We start from the raw sequence: 25,032 nt of genomic DNA, 5'->3' as shown, positions 1-25,032 counted from the left end.
CTTTACTTGCTGCCGCGCACGATACGGCGCGCGATCAGCGAGAGCAGCAGGATCGACATGGTGATGATGAGCGAACCGGCCCAGGCGAGCTGTTGCCAGTTTTCGTAAGGGGCCGAGGCGAACTGGTAGATCGTCACCGGCAGGTTGGAAACACCGCCCGCGAGCGTGGGCGAGAACCAGAAATTATTGTTCAGCGCGGTGAAGATCAGCGGCGCGGTCTCGCCGGCAATGCGGGCCAGCGCCAGCAGGATGCCGGTGACCATGCCCGACTTGGCGGCCCGCCAGGTGATCGAGGTGATCACGACGGAGGGCGGCGCGCCAAGCGCAGCACCCGCCTCGCGCAGCGGACCCGGAACCAGCCGCAGCATGTCCTCGGTGGTGCGCACGATCACCGGGATCGCGATGATGCCGAGCGCGACGCCGCCCGCCCAACCGGAATAGCCACGGAACGGCTCGACCAGGATGACGTAGACGAACAGGCCGATCAGGATCGAGGGTGCCGAGAGCAGGATGTCGTTGATGAAGCGGATCAGGTTGGCGAGCTTCGACGTCTTGCCGTATTCGGCGAGATAGGTGCCCGCGAGCACGCCGACCGGCGTCGCCACGACGATGCCGAGGAAGGTCAGCACGATCGAGCCGACGATGGCGTTGGCAAGGCCGCCGCCCTCCGAGCCCGGCCCGGGCGTGATCTGCGTGAAGGTCGCGACAGACAGCCCGCCGATGCCCTTCACGATGAGCATGCCGAGAATCCAGAACAGCACGAAGATGGCGATGAAGGTGAAGCCGGCGGCGGTCAACCTCATCATGCGGTCGGCCGTGCGGCGCGACTGGCGGACGCGGCCCCATTCGGCATGGGGAAGCGCGCGGACGGTGGAGGGTGTCGTCATGCTCATGATCGGCTTCCGCTCAGTAGCTCTTGACGCGCGAGACGAGGATGCGCGCGATGACGAGGACGACGAAGGTGACGAAGAACAGGATGCAGCCGAGCGCGATCAGCGCGTTCATCTGCAGCCCCATCGCCTCGTTGAACTCGTTGGCGATGCGCGAGGCGATGGTCGAGCCCGGATCCATGATCGAGGCTGAGAGCCGGTTGGCATTGCCGACCACGAAGGTCACCGCCATGGTCTCGCCGAGCGCGCGGCCCAGCCCCAGCATGATCGCGCCGATGATCGAGACGCCGGCCTGAGGCACCAGCACATGGCGCACGACCTCCCAGGTCGTGGCGCCGATGCCATAGGCGCTCTCGCGCAGCACCGAGGGAATCTGCTCCAGCATGTCGCGCGTGATCGAGGCGATGAAGGGCACGATCATGAAGGCCAGGATGAAGCCGGCGGTCAGGATGCCCAGGCCCGAGGGCGAGCGCGAATAGAGCACGGTGCCGACGATCGGGAGACCCTCGACGATGTTGGACAGCGGGATCTGCACATAGGCCGCAAAGAGCGGCACGAAGACGAAGAGGCCCCACATGCCGTAGATGATCGAGGGCACGGCGGCGAGCAGTTCGATCGCGGTCGAGACCGGCTGCTTGAACCAGGCCGGCGCAAGCTGCGTCAGGTAGACGGCGATGCCGAGCGAGAGCGGTACGCCGATGACCAGCGCGATCAGCGCGGTCGAAAGGGTGCCGACGATGGCGGGCCAGGCGCCGTACTGGTCGTTCTGGGTATCCCAGACGCTGGAGGTGACGAAGCCGAGGCCGAATTCGCGGAAGGCCGGCCAGCCGCCGATGATCATCGAGAGCATGATGCCGGCGAGCAGGACGAGAACCATCAGCGCCGCGATGAAGCTGGCGTTGCGGAAGACAATATCGAAGGTGCCCTTGGGAGTCTTGCGTATGGCCGGGGCGGCTGGTCCGGTCATCATATCTGTCGCGGCGGTCATGCAAAAGCTCCGGTGCGGAAGGCTTGCCCGTCATTCTCGGGCGGAGCGAAGCGCAGACCCGAGAATCCCGGACCTGCGCATCCTTGTTTCCGAGATGGTCGGCTCAAGGCCGACCATGACGGCAATTCTCAGAAGATCGGCTTGCCCGCCGGATCCGTGACGCCCTTCCAGGCGTTGCGGACCTGATCCTTGACGTTGGCCGGGAGCGGCACATAGTCGAGGTCGAGAGCGAGCTTGTCGCCGTTCTTATAGGCCCAGTCGACGAACTTCAGGGCGGACTGCACCTCTTCCGGCTTCTCGGGCTTGGCGTGCACGAGCAGGAAGGTGGCCGAGGTGATCGGCCAGGCGTTGGCGCCCTTCTGGTTGTTCAGCGAGATGCCGAAGCCGGGAGCTTCGTTCCAGTTGGCATTGGCGGCAGCGGCCTGGAAGGCCTTGTCGTCGGGAGCCGGGAACTGGCCGTCGGCATTCTGGACCAGGGCGTGGGCCAGCTTGTTCTGCTTGGCGTAGGCGTATTCGACATAACCGATCGAGTTGGCGACCTGCTTCACCGAAGCCGAAACGCCCTCATTGCCCTTGCCGCCGATGCCGACCGGCCACTGGACCGAGGTGTTGGTGCCGATCTTGGTCTTCCAGTCGGGCGAGACGCGCGAGAGATAGTCGGTGAACACGAAGGTCGTGCCCGAGCCGTCCGAACGATAGACGGGGTTGATGTTGGCGTCGGGCAGGGTCAGGCCGGCATTGATCGCGACGATCTTGGGATCGTTCCACTTCTTGATATCGCCGAGGTAGATCTGGGCGATCAGCTCGCCGGTCAGCTTGAGCTTGCCGGCTTCGACGCCGGCGATGTTGATCGCGGGAACGACGCCGCCCATCACGGTCGGGAACTGGATCAGCCCGTCCTTGGTCAGGTCTTCACCCTTGAGCGGGGCGTCGGTCGCGCCGAAGGCCACCGTCTTGGCCTTGATCTGGCGAATGCCGCCACCCGAGCCGATCGACTGGTAGTTGAGACCGATATTGGTCTCCTTCTTGTAGGCCTCGGCCCATTTGGAATAGATCGGGAACGGGAATGTCGCACCAGCGCCGGTGATGTCGGCAGCCTGGACGGCACCGGACAGACCGATCGACGCGGCAGCGATGATAAGAATTTTGCGCATGGAGATGTCCTCTCTGGATCGCATGTTCAGCGCCCCGTCAGAACACTTTCTATATGACAGCCAAATGACAGTTCGTCATCTTCAGCTGTCATAAACGTCATGAAGCGCCCCGCGCCGGGACACCGAAACGCGGCATCGTGGCGCGGAAAGTGGCGCCCTCCCCGCGCGTGCTTTCGATCGTCAGGCGGCCGCGATGGCGCAGGACGATATGCTTCACAATGGCGAGACCGAGCCCCGTTCCGCCCGCCTCGCGGCTGGCGGCGGTGTCGACGCGGTAGAAGCGCTCGGTCAGACGCGGCAGGTGTTCCGGCGCGATGCCCGGCCCATCGTCGCGGATGCAGACGCTGACCTCGGACGCGCCGCTCACGACGTCGATCGCGACCTCGCCGCCCTCCTTGCCGTATTTGATCGCGTTCTCGACCAGGTTCTCCATCAGCCGCATCAGTTCGTCACGATCACCGGGAACCTGCACCGGCTCGGGCGGGATCGTCAGCTTGAGCGTGACCTTGCGCTCGCGCGCCATCAGGGTCAGCGAATCGACGATCTCGCGCGAGATGCCGGCAAGATCGACCGGCGTGTCGGGCGCGAGATGCGCGCGCAATTCGATGCGCGACAACGACAGCAGGTCGTCGACGAGGCGCGCCATGCGCAGGCCCTGCTCGCGCATGATCGCCAGGAAGCGTTCGCGCGCGCTGGCATCGTTACGCGCCGGCCCCTGCAGCGTTTCGACGAAGCCGAGCAGCGAGGCCAGCGGCGTGCGCAGCTCATGGCTGGCATTGGCGACGAAATCGACGCGCATGCGCTCGGTCACGCGCTGCTCGCTCAGATCCTCGAAGGTCAGCAGCACGGCTCGCCGCCAGCCACTGCCGCCGAGGGAGGCGATATGGATGCGGAAGGTGCGCTCGACGGGAACGCGCTCGATCAGCTCGATGACCTGCCGGTCTCCGCCGCGTGCGACCTCCTCGATCGCCTCGATCAGATCCGGATCGCGCAGGACGAGCGTCAGCGGCTTGCCGACCTCCAGCCCCGGGACGAGCCCGCGCATGGCAGGACTCAGCGCCTGCGCCACGCCTTGCGTGTCGAGCAGGACAACGGCGGAGCCGAGCGCCTCGATCAATGCGAGCGTCGCCGGAGCGTTGGGAGAGACGATGTCGGGCATGCGGCACATAGATCCCGGCGCTGGTCGTCTCCGCTGCCGATGGCCGGCCGGGACGTCGTGGCGCTCTTCCTGATCGGAACGTCGCCGGGCGTCAATTCCCTTCCCCCGCGCAGGCGTCTAGGCTGTGAGCCGGCACGAGGAGCAAGACGATGGCGAAGAGCTTTTCCGGAACCAGGTTGAAGGGAGCCATCAGGCTCGTCACCGAGGCTGATGACGCTCCCAAGGCAGGCAACGCATCCAAGACAGGCCGCGCCAAGAAACCCTCCGAAAAGGCATCCCCCGACAAGACGTCCAGCAAGGCGAAGGAAGCGCACGAGCCCGCTTTCGATCTCGAAGCCGACACCCTGCCCCAATCTATCGTCGACGCTTCCTTCCGCAGCGGCGACTATCCCTATGGCAAGCGGATGAAGCGCAAGCGCTACAACCGCGAGCTCGAGCCGCTGCAGATTGAGCTGCAGAAGCTGCTGAGCTGGGCCCGCGAGGAAGGGGAACGCATCGTCATCCTGTTCGAGGGGCGCGACGGGGCCGGCAAGGGCGGCACGATCGCCCGCTTCACCCAGCATCTCAACCCTCGCCAGGCGCGTGTCGTGGCGCTGCCCAAACCCTCGGATACCGAGAAGGGGCAATGGTACTTCCAGCGCTATGCCGCGGAGATGCCGACCACCGGCGAGATCGTGTTCTTCGACCGCTCCTGGTACAACCGCGCCGGCGTCGAGCGCGTGATGGGCTTTGCGACCGAGGAGCAGGCGGACGCCTTCCTGCGCGAGGTGCCGGCTTTCGAGGGCATGCTGGTGCGAGACGGCATTCGCATGATCAAAATCTTCCTCACCATCGGCCGCGAGATGCAGATGATGCGGCTGCACGCGCGCTGGCACGATCCGCTCAAGCGCTGGAAGCTCTCGCCGATCGATTTCGAGGCGCTGCCGCGTTTCGACGCCTATTCGGACGCCTTTGACGACATGCTGGCGAAAGGCTCGACGCCTGCGGCGCCCTGGACGGTGGTTCGGGCCAATGACAAGCTCCGCGCCCGCCTCAACGCGATCCGGCACGTGCTGCACACCATCCCCTACAAGGGCAAGGACAAGCAGGCGATCGGCGAGCTCGACCACAAGGTCGTCGTCACCGTGAAGGACTATCTCGACAGGGGCGGCGAACGCTGAGGGCGCTCCATCGCCGCACGGGCGGGAGGACCCTCTCGGCCCTTATCCTGAGAGGCAGGCCGAGAGCACGCGGCGAAGCGCTGTCATCCCGGGCGACCGAAGGGAGGCCCGGGATCCATTCCTGAGCATGGCCGACCCGCGTTCCGGAATGGATCCCGGGTCTGCGCTGCCCTCCGCCCGGGATGACTGCGAGGCAGATACCCCAAACAGCGCTCTAACGCTGCAGCCGCTCCGCCAGGAAGTCGACGAAGGCGCGGATGCGGGCGGCGAGATGCTCATGGCCGGCGAAGACGGCATGGATCAGCTCGCGATCCTCGGGATTGTGGTCCTCCAGCACCTGTACCAGGCGTCCTGACGCCAGATCCTGCTCGATATGGAACTGGCCGATGCGCGCCAGCCCCAGCCCCTGCAGGCAGAGCCGCCGCAGGGTAGCCCCGCTATTGGCCAGGAAATTGCCGGAAACGCTGCGGCTGAAGCGCGCCTGCGTGACCGGATCGCGGAACGGCCATTCGTCGAAGCTGCTGCGGAAATTGAAGCGCAGGCAGTTATGCGCGTCGAGATCGTCGGGCGTGCGCGGCGCCCCGTGTCGTTCGAGATAGGCCGGCGCCGCAATGATGATGCGGCGGCTTTCAAGGAGTTTGCGGGCCTTGAGCCGCGAATCGCGCAGCGCCCCGGCGCGGATGGCGATGTCGGCGCGCTCCTCGATCAGGTCGATGACCTCGTCGGCGAGCGACAGGTCGAGCTCGATCTCGGGATAGAGCGCCAGGAATTCCGGCACCAGCGGCAGGATGTGCAGCACGCCGAAGCCGACGGAGACGCTGACCCGCAGCCGGCCGCGCGGTACCGCCCGGACGCCGCTCGACAGCGCGCGCTCGGTCTCGTCGATCTCCGACAGGATACGCCGCGCCCGGGCGAGATAGGCCTCGCCCTCGGGCGTCAGCTGGAGCGCGCGCGTGGTGCGCACCAGCAGCCGCGTGCCGAGCCTGTCCTCGATCCGCGTGACGAGCTTGCTGACCGCCGAGGGCGACAGGCCGAGCTTGCGGCCCGCCGCCGAGAAGCTGCCGGCATCGACCGCCGCCACGAAGACATCCATCTCGCCCGCGCGATTATCCATCGTCCGACCTCCCCCGCCTCGACCTTTGAATTCAATTCAAAGGCATTGATCGATCCTGACGGCTTATCGCGCAAGTCCCCGCGGCTCATATAGCCCCCATCACCCGCACCAACCGGCAAAAGCACGCCGCCCCGCCCGCAACGGGCCGGAAAAGGACAATCCGATGCCCCCCGCCCTCTTCGCGCTCACGATCGCGGCCTATGCGATCGGCACCACCGAATTCGTCATCGTCGGCCTGCTGCCCACCGTCGCGGCCGACCTCGGCATCACCCTGCCATTGGCGGGCCTCATCGTCAGCGTCTACGCGCTCGGCGTCACCTTCGGCGCGCCGATCCTGACGGCGCTCGCCGGCCGCATCGAGCGCAAGCCGCTGCTGCTGGGCCTGATGGCGCTCTTCGTCATCGGCAACACCGCCGCCGCCCTCTCGCCAAGCTATGAAACGCTGCTGGTCGCCCGCGTGGTCTCGGCCTTCGCCCATGGCGTCTTCTTCTCGGTTGGCGCCACCATCGCCGCCGACCTCGTGCCGGAGGACAGGCGCGCCTCCGCCATCGCCATGATGTTCATGGGCCTGACGGTGGCCATCGTCACCGGCGTGCCGCTGGGCACCTTCATCGGCCAGACCTTGGGCTGGCGCGCGACCTTCTGGGCCGTTGCGGGGCTGGGCGTCATCGCCTTCATCGGCATCGCGGCGCTGCTGCCCTCGACCCTCTCGCGGGCTGCGCCTGCGAGCCTGCTCGACCAGGTCAAGGTGCTCGGCTCCGGTCGCCTGCTGCTGGTCTTCGGCATGACGGCGCTCGGCTATGGCGGCACCTTCGTCGCCTTCACCTATCTCGCCTCGATCCTCGAACAGATCACCGGATTTGCCGCCTCCAGCGTCAGCCTGATCCTCGTGCTCTATGGCGCGGCGATCGCGGTCGGCAACATCGTCGGCGGCCGGATCGCCGATCGCAATCCCGTCCGTGCTTTGATCTGGCTGTTTGCGGCCCAGGCGCTCGTGCTGCTGCTGTTCTCGGTCACCGCCATCTCGCCGCTCTGGACGCTTCTCACGCTGGCCGGGCTCGGCTTCCTCTCCTTCGCCAATGTGCCGGGCCTTCAGCTTTACGTGGTGAGGCTCGCCAAGGAGCATCGCCCGGCCGCAGTCGACGTCGCCTCGGCGCTGAACATCGCCGCCTTCAATCTCGGCATCGCGCTGGGCGCCTGGATCGGCGGGCTGGTCGTCGCCTCGAAGCTCGGGCTCGGCGCCACGCCCTGGGTCGGCGGCATCATGGTCGGCGGCGCGCTGCTGCTGACGCTGTGGAGCAGCGCGCTCGACAGGAAGCCGGTCGCCGCCTGCCAGACTGCGTGAACTGCTGACCCTCACCCCATTTCAGACCGACAAAGGACGCTGCCAATGAAAAACGTTACCGCCAATGGCGCCACGATCCCCGCACTCGGCTTCGGCACCTTCCGCATGCCCGGCCCTGACACGCTCAGGATGGTGCCCCATGCGCTGAAGCTCGGCTTCCGCCATATCGACACCGCCCAGATCTACCGCAATGAGGCGGAAGTCGGCGAAGGCATCGCAAGCTCCGGCGTCGCCCGGTCCGACATCTTCCTGACCACGAAGGTCTGGGTCGAGAATTATGCGCGCAAGGCCTTCATCGACTCGGTCGATGAGAGCCTGCGCAAGCTGAAGACCGACCATGTCGACCTTCTCCTGCTGCACTGGCCCAACGACGCCGTGCCGCTTGGCGAACAGATCGGCGCGCTTAACGAGGTCGCGAAGGCCGGCAAGACGCGCCATGTCGGCGTCAGCAATTTCAACACTGCGCTGATGGCGCAGGCCGTCGCGCTCAGCGCCGCGCCCATCGTCACCAACCAGATCGAGTACCATCCCTATATCGACCAGAGCGTCGTGATCGGCGCGGCCAAGGCCGCAGGGATGGCAATCACCGGTTATTACGGCATGGCCGATGGCAAGGTCTTCACCGACCCGGCGCTGGGCGAGATCGCAGGACGTCATGGCCGGTCGATCGCCCAGATCGTGCTGCGCTGGCTGGTTCAGCAGGACGGTGTCGTCGCCCTCTCGAAGACGGTGAGCGAGGCCCGCGCCGCCGAGAACCTCGCCATTTTCGATTTCGAACTCAGCCCCGGTGAGATGTCCGCGATCCATACCTTGGCCCAGCCCGACGGCCGCATCGTCAGCCCCGACGGCCTTGCTCCGGCCTGGGACAAGGCCGCCTGAAGGGAGCTTCGAGAAAGCGAGTTCGTTCAGCACTTCGCGCCGTCATCCCGGGCGAAGCGAAGCGCAGACCCGGGATCCATTCCGGAGCGATGTTTGGAGAGGCTCCGGAATGGATCCCGGGTCTCCCTTCGGTCGCCCGGGATGACCGGAATGGGCTTGTCCCAGCCGGCCTATTTCCCCATCACGAGGTTCGGCAGCCAGGTCGTCAGCGGCGGCCAGAGCGTGATCGCCGCGAGCACGACGAGCAGCGGCACGATCCAGGGCAGGATCGCCTTCGACATGGTCTCGAAGGAGACGTTGGCGATCCGCGTCACCACGAAGAGCACCACACCGATCGGCGGGTGGATCGTACCCAGGATCAGGTTCAGGATCATGATGATGCCGAACTGGACAGGGTCGATGCCAAAACTATGCGCTGCCGGCACCAGGATCGGGATCAGGATCAGCATCGCCGCCAGCGCTTCCATGAAGCAGCCGACCAGCAGCAGGATCAGGTTGCAGACCAAGAGGAAGACCAGCGGGTCCTTGATCGTCGCGACGATCAGCGGCGTCAGCGTCTGCGGCACCCGCGAGATCGACATGCACCAGCCCAGCGCACCCGCCGCCATCACCAGCACCATGACGAGCCCGGTCGTCTCGACCGTCTCGACCAGGATGGGGCCGAGCTGCTTCACCTCCAGCGTGCGGTAGACGAAGAAGCCGAGGAACAGCGCATAGAGGCAGGCGACGGCGGCAGCCTCCGTCGGTGTGAAGATGCCGGTGAACATGCCGCCGAGGATCAAGGGCGGCGTCATCAGCGCAAAGAAGCCGCTGATGAAGGTCCGTCCGATCTCGCGAAAGCCTGCGAACTTCTCCTTGCGAAAGCCCTGGCGCTTGGCGATGAGCATCACCATCACCATCAGCGACAGCCCCATCAGGATGCCCGGGATGACGCCGCCGATAAACAGCCGGCCGATCGAGACGTCGGCCGTGACGCCATAGATCACCATCGGCAGGGAGGGCGGGATGATCGGACCGATGGTGGCGGCGGCAGCCGTGATCGCGGCTGCGGTCTCGGGCCGGTAGCCGGCCTTCTTCATCGCCCGGATCTCGATGGCGCCTGAACCCGCCGCATCCGCGACTGCCGAGCCGACCATGCCCGCAAAGATCATGCTGGTGAGGATGCTGGCATGGGCATAGCCGCCGCGCAGCCAGCCGATCACCGAAGTCGCGAAGGCGACGATCCGGTCGGTGATCTTGGCCGCGCCGAGGATGCTGCCCATCAGGATGAACAGAGGAGCGGCGACGATGGGGAAGGCGTTCATCGCCTGCGCCATCTTCTGCGGCACGATCGAGGCCGACAGGTCCGCCAGCGCCACGAAGGCGAAGGCCGCCAGCCCCATCGAGGCGAATAGCGGGAAACCCGCGAGGATCGACAGGAACCAAACGCCCGATATCTGGAAGATCAGCGTGCTCACAGAACCTCTCCGGTGATCGGGGGCTGGGCCGGCTCATAGGGCGACGCCGCCCAGTTCCTGAGATTGTCGACCAGCTCGAACAGACCCTGCGCGGCGGTGACGAAACCGGCAAAGACCATGGGCGCATAGAGCCACGACATCGAGATCGGCACCGTCGTCGCCTCCAGATCATGGTTCACCGCGACGAGATGGATGCTGTACCAGCCGGCCAGCAGCCCGAAGACGATCATGCCGGCCTGCATCACCATCTCGGCCGCCCGCCAGGCGCGTGGCGGCAGCAGATCGTGAAAGAAACGGATGCGGATATGCGCCTTCCTCCGGCTGGCGATGATCCAGCCGCAGACGGCGACCCAGAGCATCAGGAAGCGCGAGACCTCATCCGTCCAGATCAGCGGATCGCCCAGCGCCCGCGTGACGATGCCGAGCGTCACGCAGACCAGCAGCGCGACGATCAGGATGCCGGCGAAAATCTCCATCGCCCGGTCGAACACCGTGCGCCACAACGCGATCATGTCTTGCCTCCGATGGAGCCTGGTAGCCTAGTCTCAGACCTCGCCATGCAAGCGCGCCGTCGTCCCGGGCGAAGCGAAGCGCAGACCCGGGATCCATGCCGGAACGGTTCAGGAATGGATCCCGGGTCTGCGCTTCGCTTCGCCCGGGATGACGGCGCACTTCTGAAGAAGGGCCGCCTTACATCGCCTCGATGCGCGCCCAGAGGCCCTTGCCCCATTTGCTTTCGAACTTGGCCGGCAGCGACGCCAGCACCGGTTTGCGGAAGCTCTCGAGGTCGGGCTTGATCACGGTCATGCCGCTCTTGCCGAGGCTTTCGGCCAGCCCGTTCTCCTGCACGACGATCTCCTTGTCCTGCCAGGCGGAGGCGGTGTCGACGGCGGCCTTGACCGTGGCGCGGTCGGCCTCGCTCAGCTTCGACCAGGCGGCATCGTTCACGATCACCAGACGCGGCGTGATGATGTGCCCGGTCAGCACCAGATATTTCTGGACCTCGGCGAGCTTGGCCGACTGGATCGTCGGCAGCGGGTTTTCCTGCCCGTCGACGGCGCCCTGCGACAAGGCAAGATAGAGCTCGCTGAAGTTCAGCGGCGTCGGGCGCGCGCCCCAGGCTTCGGCCATGGCGCGGAAGGTGTCGACCTCCGGCACGCGCAGCTTGAAGCCCTTCATGTCCTCGACCGAATTGATCGGCTTCGATCCACTGGTGAGGTGGCGGATGCCGTAATAGGTCACGCCGATGACGCGCAGGCCGCGCTTCTCGACCAGCACCTTGTTGAGCTCGTCCATCAGCGGCGATTTCAGCGCCCGCGACATATGGGCCGGGTCGCGCCAGATATAGGGCGCCTCGATGATCGAGATCTGCGGCACGAACTGGCCCAGCAGCGCAGCGCCCTCGGTCACCATGGTGAGTGCGCCGCTGGCGACGGATTCGACCATGTCGCGCGACGAGCCGAGCTGGCCTGCCGGGAAGGTCTGGATATCGATGCGCCCGCCGGTCTTCTCCTTGACCTCGGCGGCGGCCTTCACCGCGCTTTGCGGGGACGGATGGGTCATCGCCTGCCCGTCGGCCCAGCGCAGCACGACGGCCTGCGCGCGCAGGATGGCGGGCATGGCGACGCCAGCCCCGGCGAGCGCGACGGAGCCGGCGAGAAGATCGCGTTTTGTCAGTCTGGTCATGGTCTCAATTCCTCCCGAAAATGCCCGGTTGTCCGGGTCGCTATTGGGTTGAAACCGCCCCTCATGAGCCGGCTTCCAGTCTTCGCTCGCTCAGTAGCTCATGGCCCGGTTGCGGGCGTTGCCGATATGGATGCCCATCTCGTCGGCGGCCCGGACAGGGTCGCGCGTCTCGATGGCCGCGATGATCTTGAGGTGGTCCTGCATAACCGGCACGAGGATGTGGTTCTGGATCCGCGTCTCATATTGGCGGATCAGCCTGATCTTCAGCCAGGTCACGCGGAAGGCTTTCGAGACGATGTCGTTGTCGAGATGGTCGATGATCGCCTCATGCATCAGCCGGTCGACATCCTCGGCATCCTCGATCAGCGTCTCGTCACCGCCCGCTTCGGCGCGGGCGATGATCGCCTCGTGCCGCGCGCGTTGCTCGGCAATCTCGTCATCGGTGGCATTGGCCGCGTATAGCGCCGTCGCCTCCTTCTCCAGGAAAAGCCGGAACTGGAAGGCGTTGCGGATCAGGTTGAGGTCGACATGGGCGACCTGCATGCCGCGTTGCGGCACGGTCTTGATCAGCCCCTCGGCCTCCAGTCGCGGGATCAGCTCGCGGATGGCGCCGAGCGGAAAGCCCGTCATCGCCACGAGCTCGCGCTGGGTCACGAACTGGCCGGGCTTGATGTCGCGCGCCAGCAGTCGCTCCGTGAAGCTGGCATAGGCCCGCTCCCGCAGTTTCAGCGGCTCTCCCTCGCGCTCTGGCTCCGGCTCGCTCAATCCACCCTCCCCTTACGCCGCCTTGGCGCGCGTGATCGTGTCGAATGCCGCAAACAACCGCTTGCGCTGGCTCTCGTCGAGCGCCTCGAGCGGCGCGCGCATCGCGCCATAGCCGGCATCGCCATGCACATGCCCGACCAGCGCCTTGACGGCGGCCATGACGGGATAGCTGCAGATCTCGTCGACCAGCGCGTTCACGACGGGGCTGTCGGCGCCCTCATAGACCAGCGGCCTTAGCAGATGCGGCACGAGATTCGCGACGCCGCAGATCGAGCCCTGTGCCCCCGCGCGCACCGCCCGGGCGAGCTGCCGCTCGTCGCCGACGAGGATGGCGAGTTCGCCATGCGCCTTCAGGAAGGCTTCCGTGCTGCCATAATCGCCCGAGGAATCCTTGATCCCCGTCACCACACCCGGAAACGCGGTCTTCAGCTTCTGGACCAGCCCGACGCTGATGTTCACCGCCGTCACCGAGGGAATGTGGTAGAGGATGGCATTGCGCACGGACGGGCCGAGCTTCTCGAAGAACTGCGAGAACCAGGCATAGAGCCCCTCGTCGCTGACGCCCTTGAAGTAGAAGGGCGGCGCGACCAGCAGGCCCTTCGCGCCGGCATCGAGCGCGACGCGCGCCTGCTCGATCGATTCATGCAGCGAAGCCGCCGCGATGCCGGCATAGATCTTGGTCGTCGGATCGATACCCGCGCCGATCAGCGCGCCCATCATGGCCGTGCGCGCCGGCAGGCCGAGCGCCGCGCCCTCGCCCGTCGTCCCGTAGAGCGTGACGCTGTCGCAACCTTCCGCCAGCACATGCTTCGCGTGCCGGACCAGCCGCGGCAGGTCGATCGCGCCACCTTCGCGCATCGGGGTGGTGATCGCGCAGGAGAGGCCGAAACGGTTGGGGTCGAGGCTCATGGAGGTTGTCTTTCCGGATAGGTTGATAACTGACATGTTAGATTGAGGTCATGGCTGCCGCAAGCGCGGCGCCGCGGAGCGCTACCCGTCCTTGAGCCCCCCGGCCGAGAGACCCGCGACGATCTGGCGTTGGGCGAGCACAGTCACCAGCAGCACCGGCAGCGTCACCAGCAGGGCGGCAGCGGCAAGCGGTCCCCAGGAGATCTGCTCGAAGGTCAGCGAGTTGTAGACGGCCGAGGGCAGCGTGCGGCTGTTCTTGCCGCCGAGCACCACCGAGAAGATGAAGTTGTTCCAGGAGAAGATGAAGGCGAGGATGCCGCCGACGACAATGCCGGGCTTGGCCAGCGGCAGTGCGACATGTCGGAAGGCCTGCCAGCTGGTGGCGCCGTCGATGCGGGCGGCGTCCTCCAGCTCCATTGGCACGTTCTCGAAATAGCCGATCATGATCCAGACGATGATCGGGATAGTGATGACGAGATGGGTTATCACCAGCGCCGTGATGGTGCCGACCAGCCCGGTCATCTGGAACAGCAGGAACAGCGGGATGAGATATGAGAGCGCTGGCGTCATCCGCGCGACCAGGATCAGGATGGCGAACTTGGTCGCCTTGCCGCGCGCGATGCCATAGCCGGCGGGCACGCCGACAAGCAGCCCGACCAGCACCGCCCCGCCGGTGACGAGGATCGAATTCCAGAGGTACAGGGCAAAGTTGTTCTGCGCGAAGACGTCGACATAGTTCTTGAACGTCGGCGGATCGGGAATGAAGACCGGCGGGAAGGCGGTGTTGTCGAGCTCGTTCTTGAACGACAGCGAGATCATCCAGAGGAAGACCAGGATCGCCGGCGACACCAGCACGAAGACGGAGAGGTAGAAGCCGATCTTTGTGACGAGGCGTTTCATGAGCGCGCCTTTCCGGGAAAGGCGGCGAGCCGCAACCTGCTCCCTCCCCCCGCTTGCGGTGGGGAGGGCTGGGGTGGGGGGCAGTGCCGCTCGGCGTGACGATGACGGATGGCGTTCCGGCTTTCCGGCCCCCCATCCCTAGCCCTTCCCCGCCGCAAGCGGGGGGAAGGGGATGCATCGCGTCCCGTCATTGCGAGGAGCGTAGCGACGAAGCAATCCAGAGCTCGACGTCCCCCTGGATTGCTTCGCTGCGCTCGCAATGACGGACAAGCCGGGAAAGGGATGGCTGCCATCACGCGTTCCACTTCGACTTCTGGCGCGCATAGAGCAGCAGCAGCGAGAGCATGATGATGATGACGAAGAAGATCACCACCACGGCCGAGGCGTAACCGATCTTGTAGAACTGGAAGGCCTGCAGATAGAGGAAGATGTTGAGCGTCTCCGAGGCCGTGCCCGGCCCGCCCTGCGTGATCACGAAGATCGTGTCGAAAGCCTTCAGCGCGTCGATGCTGCGGATCACAATGGCGACCATGATGAAGGGCCAGACCAGCGGCAGCGTGATGTGGCGGAACATGTGCCAGGAATTGGCGCCGTCGATCAGCGCGGATTCATAGGGCTCGCGCGGCAGACCGGCGAGGCCGCCGAGCACGATCAGCATGACCAGCGGCGTCCAGTGCCAGACCTCGACCAGGATCAGCGTCGGGATCACCGTATTGGGATCGTAGACCCAGTTCTGCGGACCGATTCCGACCAGCGAGAGCAGGTAGTTCAGCACACCCAGCTGCGGGTGGAACATCATCGTCCAGACCAGCGCGACCGCGACCGGCGTCGCCATCATCGGCATCACGAAGATCGTGCGCAGCACGCCGCGGAAGGGAAATTCGCGGTGGAAGACCAGTGCGGCGGCCGTTCCGAAGAAAACCGGCAGCACCACGGCCAGAATGGTGAAATAGGCGGTATGCCCCATCGACTCGATGAAGCGCGCATCGCGGAACAGCTCAGCGAAATTCTGCAGGCCGACGAATTCCGGCCCGCCGCCGATCTTCCAGTCATGGCCCGACATGTAGAGCGTGAACAGCCACGGAAACACGATCACGCCGATCACGATCACCACAGCGGGCACCGAGAACAGCCAGTAGCGCGGCGTGAAATCGGCCGAATGCGTGAACGTCGCGGGCTGCTGCAAGGGAGCGAGCGGCTGGGAGATTGTCGTTGTGGCTGTCATGCGGTCATCGAACTCACGCCGTCATGCTCGCCCTTGTGGCGAGCATCCACGTTTTGAACACTGCTTTCGCCCAGCGAAGCCGTGGATGGTCGGGACAAGCCCGACCATGACGGCTCCCTGGCGAAAGCGCGGCGTCGTAGCCTCAGCCCTGCTCGCTCTTGACGAGCACCGGCGCGAAGGTCTCGGTCGCCTTCTTCAGCTCGGCTGCGACATCGGCCCCGCCGAGCGCATTGGTCAGTGCCACGCCGAAGACGTCGCGGAATTCGGTCACCGGGACGATCTGCGGCAAGGCAGCCCGCGCCACCTTGGCCGAGCCGAGCAGGCACTCGAAATACTGCTTGCCGAATTTCGACTGCGAGATGGTGTCGGTGTCGAGATAGGCCGATGCGCGGCCGGGCGCGCCCGCGCCTGCCTTGAGCATAGCGATCTGCTGCGCCTTGCTGGTCATGAACTGGAGGTAGAGCCAGGCGGCCTGCTTCTTTTGCGATCCGCGCGAAATGCCCATGCCGTCGGCGAACATGCCGGCGTGATGCGCCTTCGGGCCGGGCGGCGTGATGCCGTAGCCGACCTTGCCGACGATGCGCGACTTGGTCGGATCCTCAAGCGGGGTGGCAAAGCCGATGCCGTCGAGCCACATCGCGGCGCGGCCCTGCATGAAGGTGGTCTGGCATTCGTTCCAGTTGAAGCCGACCTGGCCGGCGGGACCGGTATCCCTGTTGAGCTTCTTGTAGAGCTCGCCGGCCCAGGCCGCCTCGGGCGTGTCGGTGAGGAGCTTGCCTTCGGGCGAGGTCGTCTCGATGCCCTGGCCGAGGAGGAGGCTCGCCCAGACCGGAACGTTGGCGTTCTTCAGGCCGCGCGAGACGAAACCTGCGATGCCCTTGGCCGGATCGTGCAGCTTGGCCGCGACCGTGGCCATTTCGTCCATGTTCTTCGGGTATTCGACGCCCTTCGCTGCGAAGAGCTCCTTGTTGTAATAGACCATCCAGTAGTCGACGAAGAACGGGATGGTATCGAGCGAGCCGTCGGCCTGCCTTGCATAGGCGACCGGGCCTGCGCCGAAATCGTCGAAATTGAAGTCGGGCGAGGTCAGCGAGGCGTCCTTGATATAGGGCGTCAGATCCTCGAACCACTTGCCCTTGGCGGCCATGCGCTTCTGCACATGCAGCGAGATGCCGCTGACGTCGAAGCTCGGCTTGCCCGAAGCGAATTCGATGACCGCCTTCTGGCGCTGCTGCTGCTCGGGCACCTGCTCGGCCGAAACCTTGATGCCGGTGAGCTCGGTGAACTCCTTCTCCGCCGCCTGCATCAGGTCGGAACGCGGGTTCTTCACCAGCAGCACGTCGATCGTCGTGCCGGAAAAGCGCTTCCAGTTGAAAGCGGCCTGGGCGCGCGCCTCGCGCAGCACCAGCGGCGAACCGATCGCGCCGGCCGCCCCCAGGGCGGTCGCGCCACGCAACAGCGTGCGCCGGGTCGGCTTGAGGATGTCCTTGGTCATCGTTTCCCTCCCTTGGGACGTGAACGCGGCCGTTTCTACGGCCTGCCTATTGACGAGCGCTCCGGCTGGGCCGAGGCTCGATCTTGGCGGGCAAGCTAGTCCGGTTTCTGGGCGGTTGCAAGCTAACATGTTGGCGTGCACATAGTACCTGACCGACACCGGAAACCGCGCCCATGCCGTCCGCCAGGCCCATCTCTTCAGTCTTGCCCACCTCTTCCGTCTTGCCCACCTCTTCGGTCTCGGCCATGCCTGCCGCTTCGCCCGCCCTGCCGACCCGCAAGCTCGGGGGCACCGACATCGCCGTCTCCACGCTGGGATTCGGCGGCGCGCCGCTCGGCGATCTCTATGCCCGCCTCGACGAGGCGCAGGCCGTCGCCACCGTGGAAGCCGCCATCACCGGCGGCATCACGCTGCTCGACACCTCCCCGCTCTATGGACATGGCCTGTCGGAGCACCGCATCGGCGCGGCACTTCGGCGGGCACGGGGCGACGTCATGCTCTCGACCAAGGTCGGCCGCGTCGCCGAGCCCTTCGGCCCGCGCGGCGAAGGTTCCGGCTATCTTGGCGGCCTGCCGCATGCGCTGCGCTTCGACTATTCCTATGACGGCGCCATGCGCTCGCTCGAGCAATCGGCGCTGCGGCTCGGCGTCGACCATTTCGACATCGTCCTGATCCACGATGTCGATGTCTGGACCCATGGCGCAGACGCGATCGAGGATCGCTTCTCGCAAGCCATGAACGGCGCCTATCGCGCGCTGGAAAGCCTGCGCGCGTCCGGCGCCGTCAAGGCGATCGGCGTCGGCGTCAACGAAGCGCAGATGTGCGAGCGCTTCGCCCGCGCCGGCGATTTCGACACCATGCTGCTCGCCGGGCGCTATTCGCTGCTGGAACAGCCGGCGCTCGCCTCCTTCATGCCGCTCGCCCTGGAGAAGCGCATCGGCCTGATGCTCGGCGGCGTCTTCAACTCCGGCATCCTCGCGACAGGCCCGGTCGCAGGCGCGAAATACAACTACAAGCCCGCCCCGCCCGAGATTCTCGCGCGCGTCGCCGCGATCGAAGCCGTCTGCATCCGCCATGGCGTGCCCTTGCGCCGTGCCGCGCTGCATTTCCCGCTGGGACATCCCGCTGTCGCCAGCCTCGTGATGGGCGCAGTCTCGCCCGCCGAAGTCGCCGACCAGATTGCGGAGCTCTCAGCCCCCGTCCCCGCCGCGCTCTGGGGCGAACTGAAGGCGCAGAGCCTGCTTGGCGCCGATGTCCCCGTACCGACCGAGGGACAATGAACGCCATGCGCATCGACGCTCACCAGCACTTCTGGACCCTGGCACGCGGCGATTATGGCTGGCTGACACCGGAGCTCGGCCCGATCCATCGCGATTTCGGCCCCGAAGATCTCAGCCCCCTGCTCGCCCGTCACGGCATTATCAGAACCATCCTCGTCCAGGCCGCGCCCACGCAGGCCGAGACCGCCTTCCTGCTCGATATCGCCGCGCGCACACCCTTCATCGCCGGCGTCGTCGGTTGGTGCGATTTCGATGCGCCCGATGCGGATTCGCGCATCGCCCGCTTGAGCGGCAATCCCCTCCTCGTCGGCCTGCGCCCGATGGTGCATGACATCTCGGACGTGAACTGGCTCGCCAAGCCGACACTCGCTCCTGTCTTCGACGCCATGATCGCGCATGATCTCGTCTTCGACGCCCTGCTGCGGCCGCAACATATCGACCCGATGCTGCGCGTCCTCGACCGCCACCCGGCCCTGAGCGTCGTCATCGACCACGCCGCCAAACCCGACCTCGTCAGCGGCGACATCACCGGCTGGCGCGAGGGCATCACGGCGCTGGCAGCTCACTCCAACACGGTATGCAAGCTCTCGGGCCTCGTCACCGAAGCCGCCCCCGACTGGACGCTCGACATCTTGCGCCCGATTGTCGAGCATCTGCTCGCAAGCTTCGGTCCCGAGCGCCTGATCTGGGGCAGCGACTGGCCGGTGGTGACGCTGCGCGCCGATTACGACCGCTGGTTCGACGCGGCGAGCGCCTTGCTGGCCGGGCTCACCGAGCCGCAGCGGCTCGCCATCTTCGGCGGCACGGCGCGCCGGATCTATCTCTCGCACAGGGGACGCGACTGACATGAGCTCGACATCATGCTGAAGGGCATCGATCCCGTCCTCTCCGCCGATCTGCTCTGGCTGCTCGCCGCGATGGGCCATGGCGACGATCTCGCTCTGGTCGACGCCAATCACCCGGCCGAGACCGTCGCGCGCGCCACCACCAGCGGCCGGCTGATCCGGCTGCCCGGCTTGAGCATGGGCCGCGCGGCGCGCGCCATCCTTTCGCTGCTGCCGATCGACGATTTCGAGCCCGAGCCGGCGCGCCGGATGCAGGTCGTCGGTGATCCCCAGGCGATTCCCGCCGTCCAGCAGGAGGTGCAGCGCGAGCTCGACCACGCCCTTGGCCACCCGCTGCCGCTCGTCGGCATCGAGCGCTTCGCCTTCTACGACGCCGCCAAGGCGGGCTTCGCCGTGATCCAGGTTGGCGACCCCAGACCTTATGGCTGCTTCCTCTTCCGCAAGGGCGTCATCGCCGGCGAGGTCGTCGCATAGACGCTGATGGGCCGGCAGCAAGCAAGGGGACAGCCGCGCGACAGTACAACAGCCGCGAAAACTTCAACCTCCTCGGCACCCCCTGTCATCTGCCATTCATTCGCCACAGCTTAGGACCTGATTCAGGAATGCGCGGCCAGGCGGAATGAGCCGTCTGGCCGCTGCACCCAGCGGGCGACGCCTGTGAGGATCGACGATCATGACGCACATCAAAACCGCATTCGCTGTCAGCCTGTTCGCGCTCGCGGGCGGGTTCGTTCTTCCCCTCGCCACGCCGGCCCAGGCGCTGACGATGAAGGAATGCAGCACCAAGTATAACGCTGCCAAGACCGGCAACACGCTCGGCGGCCAGTCCTGGAACGATTTCCGCAAGGCGCAGTGCTCCGACAGCGCAACCCCCGCGCCTGCTGCCGCCGCAACCCCGGCCGCTGCGCCGGCCAATCCAATGAAGCCCGCAGCGGCAGCGCCCGCCGCCCCGGCAAAGCCCGCCGCAGCCGCCCCGGTCTCAGCCGGCAACGCCGTCTTCCCGACCAAGGTCGACCCGAAATATGCCAGCGAGACCGCCGGCAAGCAGCGCTTCAAGACCTGCAACGACCAGTACAACGTCAACAAGGCCAATGGCGGCAATGGCGACCTGAAATGGATCCAGAAGGGCGGCGGCTATTACAGCCAGTGCAACACCCGCCTGAAGGGCGCCTGAGACGGCGCAACCGCCCGGCCTGCTGCCCTTCTCCCCTCGCGGGAGAAGGCTTTGGCGGCTTGGACCGTGCTGATTATGCGCGGAAACACGCCGTCATCCTGGGCGCAGCGAAGCGGAGACCCGGGATCCATCGCAGGGCTCCGGAGCCCTATGATGGCTCCCGGATCTGCGCGGCTTCGCCGCTTGTCCAGGATGACGGGGGAGGTTCCGAGCGAAATCGGCACGCTCTAAGCGTCCGCGCCCTTCGCCACCGCCTGGCGCAAGCGCGCGATCGCCTCGATGGCGCCGGCCTTCAGCTTGACGTCGTTCGATTCGGCGTCCTTCCCGATCAGCTCCAGCAGCGTGGCGACGCTGATCTCGCTGCCGCCAGTGGTGAGCTTCAGCACCGCATTCGCCAGCACATTGGGCCAATAGGCCGCGCCGCCCTTGGCCAGCCCCTTGGCCTTGCGGCCCTCGAATTCCTGGGCGAGCTGTTCGGGGGTCTTCCTGGCCATGCCGGTCTCCGCTTGCCTGTCTTGCATGTCCCTCGTTGAAGGGCGTTGCCGGGGCGATACCATTTTTTGCGCCGCCACGCTCCCTCATCGCATTTCTGGAGATTCCCACAGCCCTCATCCTGAGGAGCCATTTCTTCATGAATGGCGTGGCGCGGAGCGCCGGATGAGGGCCTGCGCCTGAACCAGACGGCGCGACGACGCCATCTGCCGCTTGGTCGCCCTTGCGGGCCGCTTCCCTTCTCCCCTCGCGGGAGAAGGTGTCTGCGAAGCAGACGGATGAGGGGGCGCCGTGCCCTGTCCGGGCTGGGCGCCGCGCCCTGACCGGGCCGGCGTCGTGGCCGGATCAGTCGGAAAGCTCACGGCGCCCCCCTCATCCGTCAGCGCTTCGCGCTGCCACCTTCTCCCGCGAGGGGAGAAGGGACGCGTGCAAAATCCCCGCCCGCGTCGCCGCGTCGGTTGATGATGAGGGGCAGCGGAGCGCCGCGAGGCGCGGGGGTATCTTGCCGCAACCATTGAGCCAGGTCGCGGCGCGGATGGATTGAGCCACCATCCGCACGCCCCGTGGCGCTCCGCTCGTCGGCGATTTGTGACTCCGGGCCGCGCTTAGCGGGTCGAGGGTCATTTTCGTCACCGCGAGCCGTTTCGACGCCAGCTCCCCTCATCGGGTCGTCGCGTCTACTCCGGTACGGGGCGACAAGCCTGATGCCATCGACCGTTCCAGCGAGCTCCTCGCGCAGGGGCCGTATTACCCCCAGGGCGGTTCCCGAAGCCTCCCGAGTGTGGATCGTGACTCCACCCGCAGGCGCCGCCCCCATCCCCACCAACGGCACACCTCCGGATGGCTGCCCCTCGGGGATGAGGTGGAGGCAGGATAAGGCTGGTTGGGTGGACGGGGATTAGTTTGATGGGAACCGCCACGCGTCATGGTAGCCCCTGTGGCGACCATCCACGTCTTCGCTGGTCGAAGGCCGTGTTCAAGACGTGGATGCTCGGGACAGGCCCGAGCATGACGGCGAGGCATGGCGCGACGCCTCTTCCCTTCTCCCGGATGGGAGCAGGGGGCGCGGAGCGCCGGATCAGGGCCTGCGGCTGAACCAGATGGCGCGGCGGCGCCGTTGCAGCCCAACGAGCGGCGGCGCCCCCTCGTCCCTGCCCTTCTCCCATCCGGGAGACGGGTTTCCCGCGGTTCCCGCATCTTGCCGTCATGCCCGCGCAATGCCCTGCCTGCACCCCGGACCATCGCGAAAAGCCGTTGCGCGCGCGCGCCGCGCAGGGCACGAGCGCCGCCGCATGGGTTTGCGTCGCGCTGCCCGGTCGTTCAGGAATCCAGCATGTCCATCCTCGCCCGCGCGCTCGCCTTGAGCCTCCTCCTGCTCGCCGCCCCGGCCGCAGCCGAGATCACCGACCCGGAGATGAGCTGCGCCCAATATCTCAAGACCGCCCCGAGCCGCGCCCACAAGGCCAATCATGCGAAAGCCGGCGGGGCGAGCGGCGAGGTCGAGGCCCGGGTGAGAGCCTTCTGCGCCGCCAACCCGAAGATGAAGGCGATCGACGCGGAACTGACGGTTACCGGGGATTGAACCGCGACGCCTCCTCCCTTCTCCCCTCGCGGGAGAAGGTGCCCCGGCAGGGGCGGATGAGGGGGCGCCGTGCCCCGTCCGGTTGGCGTCGCGTTCGGCGGAAGGTTCACGGCGCCCCCTCATCCGTCAGCGCTGCGCGCTGCCACCTTCTCCCGCGAGGGGAGAAGGGACGCGCCGCGCTGCCTTCGCCCTTTCCGTCAAGGACAAGGCCCGAGCCTTCTGCGCCGCCAACCCGAAGATGAAGGCGATCGATGCGGAGCTGACGGTTACGGGGGATTGAACCGCCACGCCTCCTCCCTTCTCCCCTCGCGGGAGAAGGTGCCCCGGCAGGGGCGGATGAGGGGGCGCCGTGCCCCGTCCGGTTGGCGTCGCGTTCGGCGGAAGGTTCACGGCGCCCCCTCATCCGTCAGCGCTGCGCGCTGCCACCTTCTCCCGCGAGGGGAGAAGGGACGCGCCGCGCTGCCTTCGCCCTTTCCGTCAAGGACAAGGCCTGAGCCTTCTGCGCCGCCAACCCGAAGATGAAGGCGATCGATGCGGAGCTGACGGTTACGGGGGATTGAGGGGGCGGTTCGCAGCGGAACCGCGACGCCTCTTCGCTTCTAACTTTTGGGAAGCTGGCGAGGAGCGCCGGACAAGAGTGTGCGAGCGAATTAAGATCGCAGTGCCGCCTCCATTTTATGTCGCGTGCACAAGTGAGTAAGCGGGCTTCATTTAGTTTAGATACTTACTAGGTATGATTTCATCTGCATATAAATTCGGCATATTGAACTGGATTGATTCGTTTTTCGGGGGTTAGAAATTGAGCATTGCGGAACGGCGCGACCTCTTGTCGGGAACAACAAGAGTGTCATCAGTAGCTGAAACGATATCTGATCGTCTGTCGCAAGAACTTGTAATCGCGCTCGTAGGACCGATTGGGTCTGGCGTAAGTTTAGTAGCGTCATTTTTAGAATAAATACTTACACAAAAATTCCGCTATAAAGTTTGCTCTATTATTAAGCCAAGTTCTATTATTAAATCTGAGATGCATCGGGTTGGGTTAAGCGTGCCACGCATCGATCCATTCGATCAATATATAGAAATCATGCAAACAGCCGGAAATGCGTTGAGAGAAAAATTTGGAGGAGATTACTTAGCTGGAAAAATAATAGAACAGATATTTAAATTTAGAGAAAAAAATGGCGGATTTGATGGTAAAATATCAATCCCCGGGCGAAGAGCCTATATAATAGACTCTCTGAAAAACACCGATGAACTTCAACTTCTGCGTAAAATATACGGAGAAACACTATGTATACTTGGTGTATTCGCCCCAGACTCAATTAGAAAATCAAGATTGACCGATAATGGCATTCCTCATGCTCAGATCGACAAAATCATCGACAGAGACCAAGGGGAATTGGCGACATTCGGTCAGAAAACAAGAAAGATATTCGTACATTCCGATTTTTTCGTGTGCAACGATCAAAGAAAAGAGGAATTGCGAAATAGAGTTGACAGGAATTTGAGCCTTATATTCGATACGGATATTCATACACCTACCCGAGCCGAATCGGCAATGTATAAAGCAAGCGCTGCAGCTGCAAATTCAGCGTGCATGTCACGCCAGGTCGGCGCATCGATCGTTTCCAAAGACGGCGAACTAATTGCGGTTGGATGGAACGATGTCCCTCGTTTTGGGGGCGGGCTATACACGGAAGACGATCGATCATTCCTCAATAAGAGCACAGGCAAGTTAAGCGACCGAGATAACCGATGCTTTAAATGGGGAGGGTGCATTTGCCACAATGAGACACGTCGACAGTCTATGGTTAGCGATGTCGTGAAACGGGTTTCGGAAGCGGGAATATTAAAAAAAGGAGTGAAAGAAAGCGATGTAATAAAAGCCTTGAGAGGAACTGATATAGACTCTCTCATCGAATTCTCAAGATCAATCCACGCTGAGATGGAAGCAATACTATCTGTTGCCAGAGAAGGAAAAAATTCGCTAGTTGGCGCTACATTATATACGAACACTTACCCTTGTCACAACTGCGCTAGACATATTGTTGCAGCCGGAATATCATCGGTTGTTTACATCGAACCCTACCTTAAGAGCTTAGCGACGAAACTTCACTACGATGCAATCACAGAAGAGCCGAACGATGAAACGAAGGTTGTTTTCCGACAGTATGATGGAGTGGCGCCTCACACCTATCTCCGCCTCTTTAGGCCAGAGGCAGAGCGGAAACTGAGCGGCAAAAGGGCGTTAAAGGATCCGGCTGCCGCCCTTCCTATTTTCCGCATTCAGCTAGACGCGCAAGCGGATTATGAATCAAAAGTCATTGCGGATTTGAGCGACAAGGAGCATACTCCTATCAGTGCAAATTAAGATTGCGAGCTTCAAATGTCAGAGCAAAGAAGGAAAGAAAACATTCAACTTTCTTTCAATCTTGGTGAGGCAGATGAAGTTGAAATTCGCGATTCGCAAAGCGGCTGCAGAAGCGCTTCCAACATAGTAAGCTTTCTGGATTCAAGCACCATAATGTTAAGA

At 64.6% G+C, this 25,032-nt stretch carries 23 protein-coding genes; 9 read left to right on the top strand and 14 right to left on the bottom strand.

The features are described 5' to 3' along the window. Positions 1-2: 2 nt before the first annotated feature. The 4 genes from pstA to C4S73_RS15765 all read right to left on the bottom strand — a co-directional run bounded on the left by pstA (position 3) and on the right by C4S73_RS15765 (position 4,191). Positions 3-893: a phosphate ABC transporter permease PstA gene (pstA, locus tag C4S73_RS15780; protein ID WP_425290350.1), complete on the bottom strand. Its 891-nt coding sequence runs from the start codon at positions 891-893 to the stop codon at positions 3-5. A gap of 13 nt (positions 894-906) precedes the next feature. Next, positions 907-1,878, bottom strand: coding sequence for a phosphate ABC transporter permease subunit PstC (pstC, locus tag C4S73_RS15775; protein ID WP_103873467.1), 972 nt, complete (start codon positions 1,876-1,878; stop codon positions 907-909). A gap of 128 nt (positions 1,879-2,006) precedes the next feature. After that, complete coding sequence (gene pstS, locus C4S73_RS15770; protein ID WP_103873466.1) at positions 2,007-3,032, bottom strand: phosphate ABC transporter substrate-binding protein PstS; 1,026 nt, start codon at positions 3,030-3,032, stop codon at positions 2,007-2,009. A 97-nt stretch (positions 3,033-3,129) separates the two neighbouring features. Then, positions 3,130-4,191 (bottom strand): ATP-binding protein, encoded by a 1,062-nt coding sequence (locus tag C4S73_RS15765; protein WP_244595619.1) that lies wholly within the window; start codon positions 4,189-4,191, stop codon positions 3,130-3,132. 149 nt (positions 4,192-4,340) lie between these two features. On the opposite strand from C4S73_RS15765, the gene ppk2 reads away from it, so the two are divergent. Then, the gene (ppk2, locus tag C4S73_RS15760; RefSeq protein WP_103873464.1) at positions 4,341-5,351 is read left to right on the top strand and encodes a polyphosphate kinase 2; all 1,011 of its coding nucleotides are present in this window, start codon (positions 4,341-4,343) and stop codon (positions 5,349-5,351) included. 214 nt (positions 5,352-5,565) lie between these two features. Here the strand turns inward: ppk2 and C4S73_RS15755 are convergent, their stop codons facing one another. Then, entirely contained in the window at positions 5,566-6,465 is a 900-nt protein-coding gene (locus tag C4S73_RS15755) for a LysR family transcriptional regulator (protein ID WP_103873463.1), read from the bottom strand. 163 nt (positions 6,466-6,628) lie between these two features. Between C4S73_RS15755 and C4S73_RS15750 the strand changes: the two genes are divergently transcribed. Both C4S73_RS15750 and C4S73_RS15745 read left to right on the top strand, forming a co-directional pair. Continuing rightward, a complete protein-coding gene (locus C4S73_RS15750; RefSeq protein ID WP_103873462.1) occupies positions 6,629-7,810 on the top strand; it encodes an MFS transporter in 1,182 nt (393 codons plus the stop codon). Positions 7,811-7,855: 45 nt separating this feature from the next. After that, positions 7,856-8,689, top strand: a complete 834-nt coding sequence (locus C4S73_RS15745; protein WP_103873461.1) for an aldo/keto reductase — start codon at positions 7,856-7,858, stop codon at positions 8,687-8,689. Positions 8,690-8,859: 170 nt separating this feature from the next. Here the strand turns inward: C4S73_RS15745 and C4S73_RS15740 are convergent, their stop codons facing one another. The 8 genes from C4S73_RS15740 to C4S73_RS15705 form a co-directional block, all read right to left on the bottom strand. After that, positions 8,860-10,146: a TRAP transporter large permease gene (locus tag C4S73_RS15740; protein WP_103873460.1), complete on the bottom strand. Its 1,287-nt coding sequence runs from the start codon at positions 10,144-10,146 to the stop codon at positions 8,860-8,862. Continuing rightward, positions 10,143-10,658 (bottom strand): TRAP transporter small permease, encoded by a 516-nt coding sequence (locus C4S73_RS15735; RefSeq protein ID WP_103873459.1) that lies wholly within the window; start codon positions 10,656-10,658, stop codon positions 10,143-10,145. Before C4S73_RS15735 ends, C4S73_RS15740 begins: the two co-directional genes overlap by 4 nt. A gap of 178 nt (positions 10,659-10,836) precedes the next feature. Next, on the bottom strand, positions 10,837-11,832 hold the full coding sequence (locus C4S73_RS15730) for a sialic acid TRAP transporter substrate-binding protein SiaP (protein ID WP_103873458.1): 996 nt from the start codon (positions 11,830-11,832) through the stop codon (positions 10,837-10,839). Positions 11,833-11,922: 90 nt separating this feature from the next. After that, positions 11,923-12,597: a GntR family transcriptional regulator gene (locus tag C4S73_RS15725; RefSeq protein ID WP_103873457.1), complete on the bottom strand. Its 675-nt coding sequence runs from the start codon at positions 12,595-12,597 to the stop codon at positions 11,923-11,925. A 12-nt stretch (positions 12,598-12,609) separates the two neighbouring features. Beyond that, positions 12,610-13,506, bottom strand: coding sequence for a dihydrodipicolinate synthase family protein (locus tag C4S73_RS15720; protein WP_103873456.1), 897 nt, complete (start codon positions 13,504-13,506; stop codon positions 12,610-12,612). 81 nt (positions 13,507-13,587) lie between these two features. Beyond that, positions 13,588-14,406 carry a carbohydrate ABC transporter permease gene (locus tag C4S73_RS15715; RefSeq protein ID WP_103873455.1) on the bottom strand — a complete coding sequence of 273 codons (819 nt, stop codon included), beginning with the start codon at positions 14,404-14,406 and terminating at the stop codon, positions 13,588-13,590. Between the two features lie 292 nt (positions 14,407-14,698). Further along, entirely contained in the window at positions 14,699-15,631 is a 933-nt protein-coding gene (locus C4S73_RS15710) for a carbohydrate ABC transporter permease (RefSeq protein WP_103873454.1), read from the bottom strand. Between the two features lie 142 nt (positions 15,632-15,773). Next, complete coding sequence (locus C4S73_RS15705; RefSeq protein ID WP_103873453.1) at positions 15,774-17,126, bottom strand: ABC transporter substrate-binding protein; 1,353 nt, start codon at positions 17,124-17,126, stop codon at positions 15,774-15,776. A gap of 245 nt (positions 17,127-17,371) precedes the next feature. Here C4S73_RS15705 and C4S73_RS15695 point away from each other — a divergent pair, with 245 nt between their 5' ends. The 4 genes from C4S73_RS15695 (at position 17,372) to C4S73_RS15680 (ending at position 20,425) form a co-directional block, all read left to right on the top strand. Then, positions 17,372-18,406 carry an aldo/keto reductase gene (locus tag C4S73_RS15695; protein ID WP_103873452.1) on the top strand — a complete coding sequence of 345 codons (1,035 nt, stop codon included), beginning with the start codon at positions 17,372-17,374 and terminating at the stop codon, positions 18,404-18,406. A gap of 5 nt (positions 18,407-18,411) precedes the next feature. After that, positions 18,412-19,251 carry an amidohydrolase family protein gene (locus C4S73_RS15690; RefSeq protein WP_103873616.1) on the top strand — a complete coding sequence of 280 codons (840 nt, stop codon included), beginning with the start codon at positions 18,412-18,414 and terminating at the stop codon, positions 19,249-19,251. Positions 19,252-19,266: 15 nt separating this feature from the next. Then, entirely contained in the window at positions 19,267-19,725 is a 459-nt protein-coding gene (locus C4S73_RS15685; RefSeq protein ID WP_103873451.1) for an RbsD/FucU family protein, read from the top strand. 199 nt (positions 19,726-19,924) lie between these two features. Then, positions 19,925-20,425, top strand: a complete 501-nt coding sequence (locus tag C4S73_RS15680) for a hypothetical protein (protein ID WP_425290349.1) — start codon at positions 19,925-19,927, stop codon at positions 20,423-20,425. Between the two features lie 227 nt (positions 20,426-20,652). Here C4S73_RS15680 and C4S73_RS15675 read toward each other — a convergent pair whose 3' ends face one another. After that, positions 20,653-20,919: a hypothetical protein gene (locus C4S73_RS15675; RefSeq protein WP_103873450.1), complete on the bottom strand. Its 267-nt coding sequence runs from the start codon at positions 20,917-20,919 to the stop codon at positions 20,653-20,655. A 1,331-nt stretch (positions 20,920-22,250) separates the two neighbouring features. Between C4S73_RS15675 and C4S73_RS15670 the strand changes: the two genes are divergently transcribed. Then, entirely contained in the window at positions 22,251-22,499 is a 249-nt protein-coding gene (locus C4S73_RS15670) for a hypothetical protein (RefSeq protein WP_103873449.1), read from the top strand. 955 nt (positions 22,500-23,454) lie between these two features. Next, positions 23,455-24,870, top strand: a complete 1,416-nt coding sequence (locus tag C4S73_RS15665; RefSeq protein WP_280177606.1) for an anti-phage dCTP deaminase — start codon at positions 23,455-23,457, stop codon at positions 24,868-24,870. Positions 24,871-25,032 lie beyond the last annotated feature (162 nt).

It is taken from the genome of Allobosea lathyri, from assembly GCF_900108245.1.
Lineage (GTDB): Bacteria > Pseudomonadota > Alphaproteobacteria > Rhizobiales > Beijerinckiaceae > Allobosea > Allobosea lathyri.
The sequence above is the reverse complement of the archived record's forward strand: the minus strand, read 5'-3'. Positions and strand labels throughout refer to the sequence as shown.

Coding starts and splice junctions, on each gene's coding strand:
- pstA (WP_425290350.1), bottom strand. CDS start 893: ATGAGCATGACGACACCCTCCACCGTCCGCGCGCTTCCCCATGCCGAA.
- pstC (WP_103873467.1), bottom strand. CDS start 1,878: ATGACCGCCGCGACAGATATGATGACCGGACCAGCCGCCCCGGCCATA.
- pstS (WP_103873466.1), bottom strand. CDS start 3,032: ATGCGCAAAATTCTTATCATCGCTGCCGCGTCGATCGGTCTGTCCGGT.
- C4S73_RS15765 (WP_244595619.1), bottom strand. CDS start 4,191: ATGCCCGACATCGTCTCTCCCAACGCTCCGGCGACGCTCGCATTGATC.
- ppk2 (WP_103873464.1), top strand. CDS start 4,341: ATGGCGAAGAGCTTTTCCGGAACCAGGTTGAAGGGAGCCATCAGGCTC.
- C4S73_RS15755 (WP_103873463.1), bottom strand. CDS start 6,465: ATGGATAATCGCGCGGGCGAGATGGATGTCTTCGTGGCGGCGGTCGAT.
- C4S73_RS15750 (WP_103873462.1), top strand. CDS start 6,629: ATGCCCCCCGCCCTCTTCGCGCTCACGATCGCGGCCTATGCGATCGGC.
- C4S73_RS15745 (WP_103873461.1), top strand. CDS start 7,856: ATGAAAAACGTTACCGCCAATGGCGCCACGATCCCCGCACTCGGCTTC.
- C4S73_RS15735 (WP_103873459.1), bottom strand. CDS start 10,658: ATGATCGCGTTGTGGCGCACGGTGTTCGACCGGGCGATGGAGATTTTC.
- C4S73_RS15730 (WP_103873458.1), bottom strand. CDS start 11,832: ATGACCAGACTGACAAAACGCGATCTTCTCGCCGGCTCCGTCGCGCTC.
- C4S73_RS15720 (WP_103873456.1), bottom strand. CDS start 13,506: ATGAGCCTCGACCCCAACCGTTTCGGCCTCTCCTGCGCGATCACCACC.
- C4S73_RS15715 (WP_103873455.1), bottom strand. CDS start 14,406: ATGAAACGCCTCGTCACAAAGATCGGCTTCTACCTCTCCGTCTTCGTG.
- C4S73_RS15710 (WP_103873454.1), bottom strand. CDS start 15,631: ATGACAGCCACAACGACAATCTCCCAGCCGCTCGCTCCCTTGCAGCAG.
- C4S73_RS15705 (WP_103873453.1), bottom strand. CDS start 17,126: ATGACCAAGGACATCCTCAAGCCGACCCGGCGCACGCTGTTGCGTGGC.
- C4S73_RS15695 (WP_103873452.1), top strand. CDS start 17,372: ATGCCTGCCGCTTCGCCCGCCCTGCCGACCCGCAAGCTCGGGGGCACC.
- C4S73_RS15690 (WP_103873616.1), top strand. CDS start 18,412: ATGCGCATCGACGCTCACCAGCACTTCTGGACCCTGGCACGCGGCGAT.
- C4S73_RS15685 (WP_103873451.1), top strand. CDS start 19,267: ATGCTGAAGGGCATCGATCCCGTCCTCTCCGCCGATCTGCTCTGGCTG.
- C4S73_RS15680 (WP_425290349.1), top strand. CDS start 19,925: ATGACGCACATCAAAACCGCATTCGCTGTCAGCCTGTTCGCGCTCGCG.
- C4S73_RS15675 (WP_103873450.1), bottom strand. CDS start 20,919: ATGGCCAGGAAGACCCCCGAACAGCTCGCCCAGGAATTCGAGGGCCGC.
- C4S73_RS15670 (WP_103873449.1), top strand. CDS start 22,251: ATGTCCATCCTCGCCCGCGCGCTCGCCTTGAGCCTCCTCCTGCTCGCC.